Here is a 13,965-nt window from a genome sequence, read left to right as displayed (position 1 = left end):
ATCTTAGGTGCCCTGTTCCAGGCCATCCGCCTTGAAAAACAAGGCTTTCAGAGTTGGCACGATGTCTGCGTTGTACCCATAGCGAGCGGCACTCCTGCCGCATTGGAGACATCACATGCTTCGTCAGACCGCACTTGCTGTTGCATTGGCCTGCAGCGTGGCTACCGCGGCGGCGCAGGTTCCGCCGCCGCCTGCCGCGCCGGTCGCACCGCGTCCGCCGGTGGGCACGCCGCCCCCACCGCCGCCGATGCCGCCTGCGCCGCCCGCACCGGTGGCTGCCACGCCGGTGCAGGTCAGCGGCACCGTCGAGCGTTTCATGCTCAATCCCAATGGCGACGTGGACGGGCTGTGGTTGCGCGACGGCACCCAGGTGGCGTTTGCACCGCATCTGTCCGATGAGCTGCAGGCGGCCGTGCGCCGCGGCGATGCGGTGAGCGTGCAGGGCTATCGCCTGGGCGACTTGCCGGTACTGCGTGCCAGCAGCATCCGCTCCACGCGCAGCAAGCGCGAGGTGGTGGACCGCCCGCCGTTGGCCGGCGACATGCCGCCGCCGCCCGCGCCTGCCGCACTGACGCCGTTAACAGCGGATGGACGCATCGAGCGCCTGGTCTACGGCCCGGGCGGCGAAACCAACGGCGCGTTGCTGAGCGACGGCACGGTGGTGCGGATGCCGCCGCATCTGGCATTGCAGTTGAGCGACCTGCTGCGCACCGGTGCACCGCTGAGCGTGCGCGGGTTCGGTGTCGCCACCGCGGCCGGGCGCGCGATCGAAGCCAGCGCAGTGGGTCGCGACCGCGCGTCGCAGCGTGCGTTGTTCGTTCCTCCGCGCCCGGATGGCCCGCTGCCGCCGCCACTGCCGCCCGCACCACCTGGGCCGCCCGTGCCGCCAGCGGCCCCACCGACACCGCGCTGAAGCAAGCCGCCGCTGCGAACGCGACGGCGGCGCCCACCCAGACGTTCGTTTACGCGCCTCCGTCATGCCACCCGCGTGGCGTCGGGCGCGGCTTGCCGGCGTTGGCCGGTCCTCTCTAGTTTGGAGTTCACAATGCAATGGGTCGATCCTGATTTCCTGCCTGAAACCCGCGGCACGCTGGCGCGTTTTCTGCTCAATCCCAAGGCCGATATCGATGGCCTGCTGTTGACCGATGGCACCGAAGTACACACGCCGCCGCACCTGTCGGCGGCCTTGCTCAAGGCGCTCAAGCCTGGCAGCGCATTGACCGTGCGCGGCCTCAAGCCACGCGATGTGGACATGCTGGTGGCCCTGGCGATCGACCCGGACGGCGGCAAGCGCATCCTCGACGAAGGCCCGCATGGGCCGCATGCCAAGCCCAAGCCCAAACCGCCGGCCGGCAAGCCGCCCAAGCCGCAGCTCACCCAGCACGCCGGCACCATCGCGCGGCTGCTGCATGGCCCACACGGGCAGGTGCATGGCGTGCTGTTGGACGACGAAGTGACGGTGCGGTTTCCGCCGCATGCCGGCGCCGACTTCGCCAAGCAACTGGTGGTCGGCAAGCCGTTGGTAGTCGAAGGCGACACCAAGGCCACACCGCATGGCGTGTTGATCCACGCGCATGCGCTGGGCAGCAAGGCCGCTGCGTTGAAGCAGATCGACCATCCGCCGCATGGACCGGGCGCACACAAGCCCAAGCCCAAGCACTAGGCGCCGCAATGTGCCCGCTGCGCTGCAATGAAACAGGCGTCATCGGCGTTGCCCTGCAGGCAGGCCGTGCAGGGCAACACGCAGCAGGGCGATGCGCATGAGCACGTCGACCCGACCGCGTGGCACGCGCGCGCTGGAAGCGCTGCATTTCAGCGTGGCCGATGTCCAGGACGGGCTGGGGCCGTTTTTGAGCGTGTTTTTGCAGTCCAAGGGCTGGTCGGTGGGCGCGATCGGCACGGTGATGAGCGTGGGCGGCATTGCCGGCATGCTCGCCACCACGCCGGCTGGCGCATTGGTCGATGCCACCCGGCGCAAGCGCGCCGTGGTGGTGGTCGGCTGTCTGGCGATCCTGCTCGCCACCGCGTTGATCTGGCTGCGCCCGACCGCCTCCGGCGTGGTCGCTGCACAGATCGCATCGGCGCTGGCGGCAGCCGGCATCGGCCCGGCGCTGACCGGCATCACGTTGGGCCTGGTGCGTGCGCGCGGGTTCGATCATCAACTGGCGCGCAACCAGGTCGCCAATCATGCCGGCAACATGCTGGCGGCGGTGCTGGCCGGCTGGTTGGGATGGCGCTACGGGTTTGGCGCGATCTTCGCGCTCACGGCGGTGTTCGGCGTGTTGGCGCTGACGGCCGTGCTGTCGATTCCGGCAACCGCCATCGACCATCGCGCTGCGCGCGGCCTTGGGCATGCCGATGGCGCAGACGCACTGAGCGCCTGGCGGGTGTTGCTGACCTGCCGGCCGCTTGCATTGCTGGCGGTCACGCTGGGGCTGTTTCATCTGGGCAACGCGGCGATGCTGCCGTTGTACGGCATGGCGATCGTGGCCGCGCATGCCGGCGACCCGAGCGCGCTGACCGCCACCACGATTGTGGTCGCCCAAGCCACGATGGTGGTGGTTGCGTTGCTGGCGATGCGCTGGATCCGCGTGCACGGGCATTGGTGGGTGCTGCTGCTGGCCTTCATGGCCTTGCCGCTGCGCGCGCTGGTGGCGGCCTCGGTGATTCACGGCTGGGGCGTATTTCCGGTGCAGATCCTCGATGGGCTCGGCGCCGGTCTGCAAAGCGTGGTGGTGCCGGCATTGGTGGCGCGCTTGCTGCACGGCACCGGCCGGGTCAACGTCGGCCAGGGCGCGGTGATGACGGTGCAGGGGATTGGCGCGGCACTCAGCCCGGCGTTCGGCGGCTGGCTCGCGCACGCCTTCGGCTACCGCATCGCGTTTTTGAGCCTGGGCGCAATCGCCTTGCTGGCAGTGGCGTTATGGGCTGGCTGCCGCGGCCTGGTGCAGGCAACGACCGGCGTGCAGACCGCGTCTTAGTGGCTGCGCAGGTGCGTGCGAGAAAGCGCGTGTGTATTGACGTCCATCGCCAGCGGTGCGTGATGCATTGCGCGGTGTTGTCGAGGATCGCAAGCCTGGATGTAAAGACTGAAGACCTGCAGCGCGCATGCACACAACACGGTAATGACCATCGCGCTGTAAGGCGTGGGCAGTGCCGGGTGTCTGGTGGTCGACCAGGTCTGTGGAACACCTGCGGCAAGTGATCGGTAGACGCCTGGGCATCTCGCTCAGGAACCGAGCGTGCAGTGGTCCATGCCGATTGCCGATAGCGGGCGCGCAGTGCTTGCTGTTGGTGCTACGTCGAGGCTACTGACCGCCAGCGAAGTTCCACTGCCGCCAGGCTTCGAACACCATCACCGCAACGGTGTTGGACAGATTGAGGCTGCGATTGTCCGGACGCATCGGCAGACGCAGCCGGTGCTGCGGCGGGATCGACTCCAGCACCTCGGCCGGCAGGCCGCGGGTTTCCGGGCCGAACAAAAACGCATCGCCGTCGGCGAACTGCGGTGTGTCGTAACGCACCGTGCTGCGCGTACTCAGGGCAAACACACGCGTGGGCGCGATGGCAGCCAATGCAGTTGCCAGGTCGGCGTGCACTTGCAGGGTCGCGTATTCGTGATAGTCCAGGCCCGCGCGCTTGAGCTGCTTGTCGCTGAGGTCGAAGCCGAGCGGCTCGATCAGGTGCAGGCGCGCGCCGGTGTTGGCGCACAAGCGAATCACATTGCCCGTGTTGGGCGGAATTTCCGGTTGAAACAGGATGACATCGAGGACGGGTGCTGACATGCGCGCAAGTGTAGCTGCGCGCGTGCTTAAAGGCTGATGGCGGCGCTGACCAGGGCTTCCAGTTCGGCCGGCGACGGCTGCAGCTGCGGCACCGGCAGATTGACCATGACCTGACCCATCAACGCACCGATCGCGGCGGCGGTCTGGCCGGAGGCGCTCTGGGCAGTGGCGGCGCTGCTGCGAACCACCAGCTCGGCGCGCTGTTCGGCCGACGGACGGACCTGCACCGCGGCAAGGGTGACAACGCGCGGGCCGGCCTGTTCGGCAGCGAAGGCAGCCAGCTGCTCGGCGGACGGGCGCACCTGCACAGCAGTCAGGGTACGGATGTCGCTGCTGCGTTCCAGCGTCTGCTGGGCGATCTGGTCGGCTGCCGGGCGAACCTGGACGGTGTCCAGCGTGGTCAGGCTGGCGGCTTGGGCAAAACCGGCGAAGGTGGTGCCAGCCAGGAGGGCGGCGGAGAGGGCGATGCGCAGGGTCTGGGTCTTCATGGCGAGGTCTCTTGGTGTGGGTGATCAGTGGTGTGGTAGTAAGGTAGTACACCGTTTCGGTATGTGCAAGAACTTTCGAAGGTGTCGTTTATTTGTTCAGCAAAAAGTCAGCTTTCTGTTACGTGCTTCCGGTGCCGGTTGAATAGAGCAAACTGCGTGCCATATTCAAGGCATTGTTTTTAAAGATGTATTTGATGTTTGCGGGTGTCCGCGTCCGGACACCCGGACGCGTTTGCGGGCAGTGGACAGCGACGCCATCAGTTCCATGCGGCGGATAAGGGCAGGTGCCGGTGTGCTGAATGAGGCGTATGGCGCATGCCGGGCACGCGTTTGACCGCCGGACAACTGCGGCACAATCCGGCTTTGCCCTTCGGTGTGGATGACTTATGCGCGTGCTGATGCTGTCTGTTCTGGTTGCCACCACCACCGCGGCGTGCACCTGGGTGCCGATCGAACAAAGCGGCAAGAGCGTGCAGGTATTGCCCGCAGGCCCTGTGCCGGCTGGCTGTCAGCAGCAGGGCGAGGTGGTGGTGACGGTCAAGAGCAAGGTCGGCTTCTACAACCGCAACCCGCTGCGCGTGCAGGAAGAACTGGAGACCCTGGCGCGCAACGAGGCCCCGGGCGCCAATGCCAATACCGTCCAGGCGCAAGGCCAGCCGGCCGATGGAAGCCAGCGTTTCAACGCCTTCCGCTGCCCACCGCGCTGAACCGTTGGGCTGGGGCGGGGGCGATTCAAATGTAAAGATGCGGTAAAACCAGCCAGCGGCTAGACTGACGCCCCCTCGCCTGACGCCATGGCGCTACTTCGATGCTCTTCCAGAATGTCTCCATCGCGGGACTGGCGCATATTGATGCGCCGCACACGCTGACTTCCAAGGAAATCAACGAGCGCCTGCAACCGACCTACGACCGCCTCGGGATCAAGACCGACGTGTTGGGCGACGTTGCCGGTATCCATGCACGGCGCTTGTGGGACCAGGATGTCCAGGCATCCGACGCCGCCACCCAGGCCGCGCGCAAGGCGCTGATCGATGCCGGTATCGGCATCGAGAAGATCGGCCTGCTGGTCAACACCTCGGTGAGCCGCGACTACCTGGAGCCGTCCACGGCGTCCATCGTGTCCGGCAACCTAGGGGTCAGCGACCATTGCGTGACCTTCGACGTGGCCAACGCCTGCCTTGCCTTCATCAACGGCATGGACATCGCTGCGCGCATGCTCGAACGCGGCGAGATCGACTACGCGTTGGTCGTCGATGGCGAAACCGCCAACCTGGTCTATGAAAAGACCCTGGAGCGCATGACTTCTCCGGACGTCACCGAGGAGGAGTTCCGCAACGAACTCGCCGCGCTGACCCTGGGCTGCGGCGCTGCCGCGATGGTGATGGCGCGCACCGAGCTGGTGCCCGACGCGCCGCGCTACAAGGGTGGCGTGACCCGTTCGGCCACCGAGTGGAACAAGCTGTGCCGCGGCAACCTGGACCGCATGGTCACCGACACCCGCTTGCTGCTGATCGAAGGCATCAAGCTGGCACAGAAGACCTTCCTGGCCGCCAAGCAGGCGATGGGCTGGGCGGTGGACGAGCTGGACCAGTTCGTCATCCATCAGGTCAGCCGCCCGCACACCGCTTCGTTCGTGAAGTCGTTCGGCATCGACCCAGCCAAGGTCATGACCATCTTCGGCGAACACGGCAACATCGGCCCAGCCTCGGTGCCGATCGTGCTGAGCAAGCTCAAGGAGCTCGGCCGCTTGAAGAAGGGCGACCGCATCGCACTGATGGGCATCGGCTCGGGGCTGAACTGCTCAATGGCGGAAGTGGTTTGGTAAGTGGCTGTCAGGTCGAATGCCACAAGAACATGTTAAAAAAAATGGATTTTTAGAACGCGTCGCTGCATCATGTTCGTTCTCGCAACATGAGTAGGTGACATGGACGACACCTCCGTTTTCGATCCGACCAATTTCGATCCGACCAAGCCCCATAACGCTCTCCCGCCGCTACCGCCGGCGGGAGATATCGAAACCCGCAGCCTGCTCAAGGCCTGCATCGTTGCCCGCACCGCGTTGGCCGAGCTGAAGCAGGCCACCGCGCTGCTGCCCAAGCCGGCCGTGCTGATCAATACGATTCCGATCCTGGAGGCGCAGGCCAGTTCGGAGATCGAAAACATCGTCACCACCACGGACGAGTTGTTTCGTTACGCAGACGATCAGGAGCGCGCGCAACATCCCGCGACCAAAGAAGCGCTGCGTTACCGCAGTGCGCTGTATGAGGGATTTCAATCGCTCCAGCAGCGGCCGCTGTGTACCGACACCGCTGTTGTGGTGTGTAGCCGCATCAAAGCGGTGCAGATGCAGATTCGTCGCGTGCCGGGCACTGCGCTGGCCAACGACCAGATGCAGCAGATCATCTACACCCCGCCGGTTGGCGAAACGCTGCTGCGCGACAAGCTCGCGAACTGGGAGCGCTTCATCCATGAGCATACCGACATCGATCCACTGATCCGGATGGCGGTGGCGCACTACCAATTCGAAGCGATCCACCCGTTTACCGACGGCAACGGTCGCACCGGGCGGGTGCTGAATCTGTTGATGCTGATCGAACAGGGTTTGCTGGATGTGCCGGTGCTGTATCTGTCGCGCTACATCATTCGCCATCGCAGCGATTACTACCGCCTGCTGCTGGACGTGACGCGGCATGGGCACTGGGCTGAGTGGATTCATTACATGCTCGCTGCGGTTGCGGAGACCGCTGCCTGGACAACCGCGAAAATTCAGGCGATCCGCGGCCTGGAGACGCAGGCGCGTGATCACGTTCGCCGCCTTGCACCCAAGGCGTATAGCCGGGAGTTTGTCGATGTGATTTTCAACCAGCCGTACTGCCGCATTCAAAACGTGGTGGATGCGCTCGGCGTGACTCGCCAGACCGCAGCGCGTCATCTCAAGGAACTGGTGGATATCGGAGTGCTCAAGGAGCAGCGTCTCGGCAAGGAGAAGTTGTTCCTGCATCCGGCCTTCCTGCAACTACTTTCCGCTGACGGTCATCAACTGCCGCCTTACCGAGAAATTCCGCAAGAAACCCCATGATCTCTAAAACTGCTGCCACTTTATGCATCCAGTGCTGCCGTCTGATGGGGCGCAGCATGCGATCGCTGCAGGATTTTTATCTGCATCGCTCGGGCCAACGCCAGCGCGATGTAGCTCTTCTTGAAACAAACCGGATCCCTTTGGCATGAACTACCCAGGCTACCCCTTCACCCCCAAGCGCCTCGATGTGCGGCCCGGCGTTGCGATGTCGTATTTGGACGAGGGTCCGCGCGATGGCGAGGTGGTCGTGATGCTGCACGGCAATCCGTCGTGGAGCTATCTGTGGCGGCATCTGGTCAGCGGGCTGTCCGATCGCTACCGCTGCATCGTGCCCGACCATATCGGCATGGGCTTGTCCGACAAGCCGGACGATGCGCCCGATGCACAACCGCGCTATGACTACACCTTGCAGTCGCGCGTAGACGATCTGGATACGTTGCTGCGGCATTTGGGCATCACCGGGCCGGTCACGCTGGCGGTGCATGACTGGGGCGGCATGATCGGGTTCGGCTGGGCGTTGTCGCATCACGCGCAGGTCAAACGATTGGTGATCACCAATACCGCCGCATTCCCGCTGCCGCCGGAAAAGCCGATGCCATGGCAGATCGCGATGGGACGCCATTGGCGGCCGGGCGAGTGGTTTATCCGCACCTTCAATGCGTTTTCGTCCGGCGCTTCATGGTTCGGCGTATCAAAGCGCATGCCCTCGGCCGTGCGGCGCGCCTATGTGGCGCCCTACAACACTTGGCGCAACCGCATCTCCACGATCCGTTTCATGCAGGACATTCCGCTGTCGCCGGCAGACAAGGGCTGGTCGTTGCTGGAGCGTTCCGCACAGGCCTTACCGTCGTTTGCCGACCGCCCTGCGTTTATCGCCTGGGGCCTGCGCGATATCTGCTTCGACAAGCACTTTCTGGCCGGTTTTCGTCGCGCGTTGCCGAATGCGGACGTGACTGCATTCGAGGATGCCAATCACTACGTGCTCGAAGACAAACACGACGTGTTGGTGCCGGCGATCCGCAAATTTCTGGACACGCATCCGCTGTAAGCGATGCACGCCGCTGCTGACGCATGCGCTGGTGCGCAGGTCAGCAGCGAGGCATGTTCACGAGGTTGGCAGCGGATTGCGCTGTGCGTCGTCCACGCCGATCCAATCGTCCTGCGTCAGCGCATGCAGCCCATGCGCCAGGCGCGACTTGTCGCATTGCGCACTGCGCTCGCCGAATTCCAGCGAGGCCGGCACGGCGGCGCAGGAGGACGGGCGGCGGTCGTGGATGCTGCAGCGGCTGTAGCGGCCGATGTCCGCATCCAGGGCGATGCAGCGCGGTTGCGATTGCGAGGTGCCGCGCATCACGCGCTCGTGCGTGCGCAAGGAGTCGGTCAGTTCGATCGGCACCCTGCCGCCCAATGCGGGATCGGCTTCGCTCCAGTGGAAACTGACGCGGAAATAGGCGCAGCAAGCGCCGCAGGTAAGGCAGGGGTGTGCCATGGAATGCCGGGCCTGGCGCGGCGAAATCGCGTGGGGAGCGCGGCATTTTGACCGAACCGTGCTGCGATACAAGGGGCGTGTTGGCGCGTAGGTCAGCGATTCATCTGCCTGGACCTGCCAAGACCGACAAAGAGCGTGCATGCATTGCGTGGTGGTTAGGCCGCACAGCGCCAAACAGGCGCCGCATCCGTACATCGGCTTCCGTTGGATCAGTGCGATCGCGGCGTGCGGCGCGCCATCCCTGCAAGGCCTAGTGCGCGCCTGATCCTGGAAATAGATGCAAGCGGCCGGCACCGTGAGTGCATGAGTGATAATACGGCGATGACCACTCTCTGCAATATCGCTGCCACCTTGCCGCAGCTGGCGCGCGAGCGCCCCGATCAGATCGCCATCCGCTGCCCCGGCCGCCGCGCCGCCAACGGGTTTGCGGCCTACGACGTGACCTTGAGCTATGCCGAACTGGATGCACGCAGCGATGCGATTGCGGCCGGCCTGGCACTGCACGGCATCGGCCGTGGCGCACGTGCAGTGGTGATGGTGCGGCCGTCACCGGAGTTCTTCCTGCTGATGTTTGCGTTGTTCAAGGCCGGTGCGGTGCCGGTGCTGGTCGACCCGGGCATCGACAAACGCGCGCTCAAACAGTGTCTGGACGAAGCGCAGCCACAGGCGTTTATCGGCATTCCGCTCGCGCAGCTGGCGCGCCGGTTGCTGCGTTGGGCGCGCTCTGCCAAGCAGATCGTCACTGTCGGTGGACGCTACGGCTGGGGCGGGGTGACGCTGGCGCGCGTAGAGCGCGATGGCTCCGGCGCTGGCAGCCAACTGGCCGATACCGCGCCGGACGATGTGGCGGCGATCCTGTTCACCAGCGGCTCCACCGGCGTTCCCAAGGGCGTGGTGTACCGGCACCGGCATTTTGTCGGGCAGATCGAGTTGCTGCGCAACGCGTTCGGCATGCAGCCCGGTGGCGTGGATCTGCCGACGTTTCCACCGTTTGCCTTGTTCGATCCCGCCTTGGGGCTGACCTCGGTGATCCCGGATATGGACCCGACCCGTCCGGCAACCGCCGACCCGCGCAAGCTGCACGATGCGCTCAACCGCTTCGGAGTGACGCAGTTGTTCGGCTCGCCGGCGCTGATGCGCGTGCTGGCCGACTATGGGCAGCCGCTGCCCAACGTGCGCCTGGCAACGTCGGCAGGCGCACCGGTGCCGCCCGATGTGGTGGCCACCATCCGCGCGCTGCTGCCGGCCGATGCGCAATTCTGGACCCCGTACGGCGCCACCGAATGTCTGCCGGTAGCGGCGATCGAAGGTCGCACTCTTGACGCGACCCGTGCCGCCACCGAAGCCGGTGCCGGCACCTGCGTGGGGCAGGTGGTCGCGCCCAATGAGGTGCGCATCATCGCCATCGACGATGCGGCCATTGCCGATTGGAGCGGCGCGCGTGTGCTGGCCGTGGGCGACGTCGGCGAGATCACCGTCGCCGGCCCCACCACCACCGATACCTACTTCAATCGCGATGCGGCCACACGGATCGCCAAGATCCGTGAGCGTAGCGACGATGGCAGCGAGCGCATCGTGCACCGCATGGGCGATGTCGGCTATTTCGATGCGGAAGGACGCTTGTGGTTTTGCGGACGCAAGACCCATCGCGTGGAAACGGCCACCGGCCCGCTGTACACCGAACAGGTGGAGCCGGTGTTCAACGTGCATCCACAGGTGCGGCGCACCGCCCTGGTCGGTGTGGGCGCACCCGGGCAGCAGCAACCGGTGCTGTGCGTGGAGTTGCAGCCGGGCGTGTCGGCATCGGCTTTTGCGGACGTACAAAATGCATTGCGTGCGCTGGGCGCGGCGCATCCGCATACCGCCGGTATTGCGCGTTTTCTGCGGCATTCCGGCTTTCCGGTCGATATTCGCCACAACGCCAAGATCGGCCGCGAAAAACTAGCGGTCTGGGCGGCGCAGCAGCGCTCCTGACGTCCACGATGTCCGCGCATTATCGTCTGGATGATCTGCGCATCGATGTGGCGCGGCAGCGCGTGGAGCGCGACGGCGTGGCGCTTGAGGTAGGCGGCCTGAGTTTTCGCCTGTTGCACTACATGCTGCAGCAGGGTCAACGCGTGGTGGATTTCGACGCGTTGATCCAGAACGTGTGGGCACCGGCGCTGGTCAACGAAGAAACCGTCACCCAACGCGTGCGGTTGCTACGGCAGGCCTTGGGCGACGACTCGCGGCAGCCGCGCTATCTGCGCTCGGTGCGGGGGCAGGGGTATCAACTGTGCGTGCCGGTGCAGCAGGAACAGGCGCCGCCTGTGCCCGCGCCACGGCGGCATGGCGTCTGGATCGCCGCTGCCGTGGCGATGCTGGTCGTGGTAGGCGGCGGCGCGGCCTGGTGGGTGCAGCGCGGCGACGCACCACCCGCGAAGGCGGCGTTGCTGCAACGTGCCGACTACTACGCCGGCATCGGCCAGCGCGATGACAACGACCGCGCAATCGGTCTGTATCGCCAACGTCTGCAGCAAGCGCCGGACGATCGGCAGGCCCAGCTCGGGCTCAGTCGTGCCTACGCCGCACGCGTGTGCCAATACGATGGCGACGGCGGATTTGCACAGCAGGCCCAGCAACTGGCCGATGCGGTGATCAAGGCGCAACCGCGTCTTGCGGCGGCCTACGCCGCGCGCGGTTACGCGCTGGATTGTCAGGGCCGCAATGGCGCTGCACTGGCCGCCTACGAGCAGGCGTTGCAGCTGGATCCGGCGGCCGATGCCGTGCGCGGCTCGGCCGCCTACCTGTACGAGCGACAGGGCAAACTGGTGCAGGCGCTGTCGGCCAACCTGGCCGTGCGCGAGCCAAAACGCGTGCGCTTTCTGCCGATCCAGATTGCCAGCAACCTGAGCCTGCTCGGCTATGCGAGTGCCGCCGAAGCACGCTATCGGCAGAACTTTCAGCTGTATCCGGACGATGCGTTTTCCAATCTGGCCTGGCCCACGTTTCTGTTCGAGCATGGCCGCGCGGCAGAGGCGCAGACGGCATTGAACGACGCGTTGGGCCGCGGCACCGACTATGCCGGGCTGTCCTTGTTGCAGGCGCAGCTGGCGTGGTCGCGTGGCGACACCACGCTTGCACGCAGTGCGGCGCGGCGGGCCTTGCAGCTGCGTCCACAGGGCAGCTTTGCGCAGACGGTGGTGTGGGCGCTGCACGCCGAGCCGCCTCCGCCAGCCGCCACGCTGCACGCGCATGCGCAGGAGTTGCTCGGCAGCGTCGCGCGTGGCGGCGACCCGTTCGATGCAGTCGATGCCGCCGTGCTGTTGCTGAGTGCGGGCGCGCCCGACGCGGCAATGCGCGCCTTGCAACGCGCCGAGGCCGCCGGCTACCGCAACGCTGGCTATTTGCGTCATTCGCCGCTGCTGCAGCCATTGCGCGGGTCGCCGGAGTTTGCCGCGTTGCTGGCACGTATCGATGCCGATCTTGCTGCCCAGCGTGGGCAGGTGCGGCGTGCCGATGTGCTGCGTGCGCAGGCAACATCCAACGACGACTGACACTTGGGTGAGCGTGCTCCGGGCGGGCCGACTGCATGCTCAGACGGTGAGGCCAGATCCAAAACGAGCCATTGAGATCTGCGCCTCATCAGGCACCGGCCGCGCGCTGCGGCGCGTCGGTGTGGTGTCGCATCGGTTGCCAGGTCTGGGTGGCGAACACGCCATGCACGCCAACCCGTGTTTGGAGTGGCTAACTGACAGCTGCGTTCACCGCCAGGCAGGTGCGACCGGTGCTCGGTCTGGCAGTGCCACGCGGACATGCCGAGTCAGAGCGCGCCGTCCACACCCAGCTGACGACTGCTTGCGACGTTGTGTTACCCGCTCTCAGTGCTCAGGCAGCGCCTTGAGCACATAGTCGGTCAGCAAGCGCTGCGACTGTTGGTGCATCTGCCGCGTGTTGTACGCGCTGCGTGTGAGCACCACCACCAGGCGCTCGTCAGGCACCACGAACACGTAGTTGCCGCCATTGCCGGACATCGCCCAGGTATCGCGTTGCACACCGCGCACCGGAAACCGGAAGTGCCAGATCAGATAGCCGTAATCAGCATCCTCGCGTGCCTGCGCGTGCACGCTGGTCATCGCCTGCACCCAGTCGGCGGGAATTACCTGGCGGCCTTGCCAGCGGCCGTGTGCCAGCAGCAGTTGGCCGAGCTTTGCCAGGTCGCGGCTGCGGTAGCGAGTGCCGCCACCGCCCATGCCCACGCCTTCGGACGACAGGTTCCACTGCGCCCGCTCGATGCCCAGCGGTGTTTCCAGCACCTGCGCCGAAAAGGCCTGCAGCGGCTTGCCGGCGACTTTTTCCAGCATCGCACCCAGCAGGAAGGAGCCGGCGGTGCAATACGAAAACGCGCGGCCGTGCGGGCTCTGTGCGGGCCGCGGCTTCCACGGCGCATAGCCGCGGATCGGCAGATCCAGCGCGAACTGCGTCCAGTCCGCACTCACGTACATGCGTTCTTCGTTGCCGGCCGAAAATGTATTGTCGTCGTTGCATTCCAGCTGCGAGCTCATCGTCAGCAGATCTTCGACGGTGATCGCACGCTTGCGCGGATCGGGATGCTGCCAGTGCCGCTCGCCAAAAGCGTCGTAGACCTTGGCCTGCACGTCGGGGATCAGCTTGCGCGCGATGGCCGCCCCGATCAGCAGCCCGGTCACGCTCTTGGTCAACGAGCGGGTGTCGTGCAGGGTCTGTCGATCGGCATCGCCCAGGTAGCGCTCGTAGACCAATACGCCGTCGCGTGCGATCACCAGGCTGGTGGTGGAGGGGGCCAGATCGGCGGCGAGCGCCTGCTCCATCTGCGCCAGCACCGGAAGGTTCCAGCCCTTGGCGGCAGCGTTGGCGACCGGCCAGCCGTCGTCCAGGGCTGGCGGTGTGGCGGCTGGCGGCGCGGGCGCTGCTGCTGTCGAGGCGGCAACTGGCGCCGCGGCGTGCAGCGTGGAGACGTAAAGCAGGGGCAGCAACAGCAGTGACAGGCGGGTCATGGCAACTCCAGCGATCGAGGGTCCGGCCATGACGCCTGCGCCGCGAATGAACTGCCTGATGCTGCAATGAAGATTTATGAAGGTCTTTGCGATCAAAGGGTTAGCCGCG

The 13,965-nt window shown here is 65.6% G+C and carries 13 protein-coding genes and 1 other RNA gene; 10 read left to right on the top strand and 4 right to left on the bottom strand.

All coding sequences use genetic code 11. The annotated features are described in order from the left end of the window. Positions 1-115: 115 nt before the first annotated feature. The 3 genes from VC212_RS21325 to VC212_RS21315 all read left to right on the top strand — a co-directional run bounded on the left by VC212_RS21325 (position 116) and on the right by VC212_RS21315 (position 2,981). A complete protein-coding gene (locus VC212_RS21325; RefSeq protein ID WP_323526875.1) occupies positions 116-913 on the top strand; it encodes a hypothetical protein in 798 nt (265 codons plus the stop codon). A 132-nt stretch (positions 914-1,045) separates the two neighbouring features. Continuing rightward, positions 1,046-1,663, top strand: coding sequence for a hypothetical protein (locus VC212_RS21320; RefSeq protein ID WP_323526874.1), 618 nt, complete (start codon positions 1,046-1,048; stop codon positions 1,661-1,663). Between the two features lie 91 nt (positions 1,664-1,754). Next, on the top strand, positions 1,755-2,981 hold the full coding sequence (locus tag VC212_RS21315) for an MFS transporter (protein WP_323526873.1): 1,227 nt from the start codon (positions 1,755-1,757) through the stop codon (positions 2,979-2,981). A gap of 327 nt (positions 2,982-3,308) precedes the next feature. Here VC212_RS21315 and VC212_RS21310 read toward each other — a convergent pair whose 3' ends face one another. Further along, positions 3,309-3,785 (bottom strand): tRNA (cytidine(34)-2'-O)-methyltransferase, encoded by a 477-nt coding sequence (locus VC212_RS21310; protein ID WP_311240630.1) that lies wholly within the window; start codon positions 3,783-3,785, stop codon positions 3,309-3,311. Between the two features lie 26 nt (positions 3,786-3,811). Then, complete coding sequence (locus tag VC212_RS21305) at positions 3,812-4,273, bottom strand: hypothetical protein (protein ID WP_055853704.1); 462 nt, start codon at positions 4,271-4,273, stop codon at positions 3,812-3,814. A 386-nt stretch (positions 4,274-4,659) separates the two neighbouring features. Here VC212_RS21305 and VC212_RS21300 point away from each other — a divergent pair, with 386 nt between their 5' ends. The 4 genes from VC212_RS21300 (at position 4,660) to VC212_RS21285 (ending at position 8,400) form a co-directional block, all read left to right on the top strand. After that, positions 4,660-4,980, top strand: coding sequence for a DUF4156 domain-containing protein (locus VC212_RS21300; RefSeq protein WP_055853702.1), 321 nt, complete (start codon positions 4,660-4,662; stop codon positions 4,978-4,980). 101 nt (positions 4,981-5,081) lie between these two features. Next, entirely contained in the window at positions 5,082-6,098 is a 1,017-nt protein-coding gene (locus VC212_RS21295; protein ID WP_055853700.1) for a 3-oxoacyl-ACP synthase III, read from the top strand. Positions 6,099-6,197: 99 nt separating this feature from the next. Next, complete coding sequence (locus VC212_RS21290) at positions 6,198-7,352, top strand: Fic family protein (RefSeq protein ID WP_323526872.1); 1,155 nt, start codon at positions 6,198-6,200, stop codon at positions 7,350-7,352. 145 nt (positions 7,353-7,497) lie between these two features. Further along, complete coding sequence (locus VC212_RS21285; protein ID WP_115552616.1) at positions 7,498-8,400, top strand: alpha/beta fold hydrolase; 903 nt, start codon at positions 7,498-7,500, stop codon at positions 8,398-8,400. 57 nt (positions 8,401-8,457) lie between these two features. Here VC212_RS21285 and VC212_RS21280 read toward each other — a convergent pair whose 3' ends face one another. Next, positions 8,458-8,841, bottom strand: a complete 384-nt coding sequence (locus VC212_RS21280; protein ID WP_055853696.1) for a YkgJ family cysteine cluster protein — start codon at positions 8,839-8,841, stop codon at positions 8,458-8,460. 321 nt (positions 8,842-9,162) lie between these two features. On the opposite strand from VC212_RS21280, the gene oleC reads away from it, so the two are divergent. The 3 genes from oleC (at position 9,163) to VC212_RS21265 (ending at position 12,697) form a co-directional block, all read left to right on the top strand. Continuing rightward, complete coding sequence (gene oleC, locus VC212_RS21275) at positions 9,163-10,815, top strand: olefin beta-lactone synthetase (protein ID WP_323526871.1); 1,653 nt, start codon at positions 9,163-9,165, stop codon at positions 10,813-10,815. A gap of 8 nt (positions 10,816-10,823) precedes the next feature. Then, a complete protein-coding gene (locus VC212_RS21270) occupies positions 10,824-12,377 on the top strand; it encodes a winged helix-turn-helix domain-containing protein (protein WP_323526870.1) in 1,554 nt (517 codons plus the stop codon). A gap of 244 nt (positions 12,378-12,621) precedes the next feature. Next, positions 12,622-12,697, top strand: a non-coding RNA gene (locus VC212_RS21265) — sX9 sRNA. Positions 12,698-12,701: 4 nt separating this feature from the next. Here VC212_RS21265 and VC212_RS21260 read toward each other — a convergent pair. Beyond that, the gene (locus tag VC212_RS21260) at positions 12,702-13,856 is read right to left on the bottom strand and encodes a serine hydrolase (protein WP_323526869.1); all 1,155 of its coding nucleotides are present in this window, start codon (positions 13,854-13,856) and stop codon (positions 12,702-12,704) included. Positions 13,857-13,965 lie beyond the last annotated feature (109 nt).

It is taken from the genome of Xanthomonas sp. WHRI 8932A (assembly GCF_035012785.1).
Lineage (GTDB): Bacteria > Pseudomonadota > Gammaproteobacteria > Xanthomonadales > Xanthomonadaceae > Xanthomonas.
Note: the sequence above shows the minus strand (reverse complement) of the source record. Positions and strands in the feature narration are given on the sequence as shown.

Coding starts and splice junctions, on each gene's coding strand:
- VC212_RS21280 (WP_055853696.1), bottom strand. CDS start 8,841: ATGGCACACCCCTGCCTTACCTGCGGCGCTTGCTGCGCCTATTTCCGC.
- VC212_RS21285 (WP_115552616.1), top strand. CDS start 7,498: ATGAACTACCCAGGCTACCCCTTCACCCCCAAGCGCCTCGATGTGCGG.
- VC212_RS21300 (WP_055853702.1), top strand. CDS start 4,660: ATGCGCGTGCTGATGCTGTCTGTTCTGGTTGCCACCACCACCGCGGCG.
- VC212_RS21305 (WP_055853704.1), bottom strand. CDS start 4,273: ATGAAGACCCAGACCCTGCGCATCGCCCTCTCCGCCGCCCTCCTGGCT.
- oleC (WP_323526871.1), top strand. CDS start 9,163: ATGACCACTCTCTGCAATATCGCTGCCACCTTGCCGCAGCTGGCGCGC.
- VC212_RS21270 (WP_323526870.1), top strand. CDS start 10,824: ATGTCCGCGCATTATCGTCTGGATGATCTGCGCATCGATGTGGCGCGG.
- VC212_RS21320 (WP_323526874.1), top strand. CDS start 1,046: ATGCAATGGGTCGATCCTGATTTCCTGCCTGAAACCCGCGGCACGCTG.
- VC212_RS21315 (WP_323526873.1), top strand. CDS start 1,755: ATGCGCATGAGCACGTCGACCCGACCGCGTGGCACGCGCGCGCTGGAA.
- VC212_RS21290 (WP_323526872.1), top strand. CDS start 6,198: ATGGACGACACCTCCGTTTTCGATCCGACCAATTTCGATCCGACCAAG.
- VC212_RS21325 (WP_323526875.1), top strand. CDS start 116: ATGCTTCGTCAGACCGCACTTGCTGTTGCATTGGCCTGCAGCGTGGCT.
- VC212_RS21310 (WP_311240630.1), bottom strand. CDS start 3,785: ATGTCAGCACCCGTCCTCGATGTCATCCTGTTTCAACCGGAAATTCCG.
- VC212_RS21260 (WP_323526869.1), bottom strand. CDS start 13,856: ATGACCCGCCTGTCACTGCTGTTGCTGCCCCTGCTTTACGTCTCCACG.
- VC212_RS21295 (WP_055853700.1), top strand. CDS start 5,082: ATGCTCTTCCAGAATGTCTCCATCGCGGGACTGGCGCATATTGATGCG.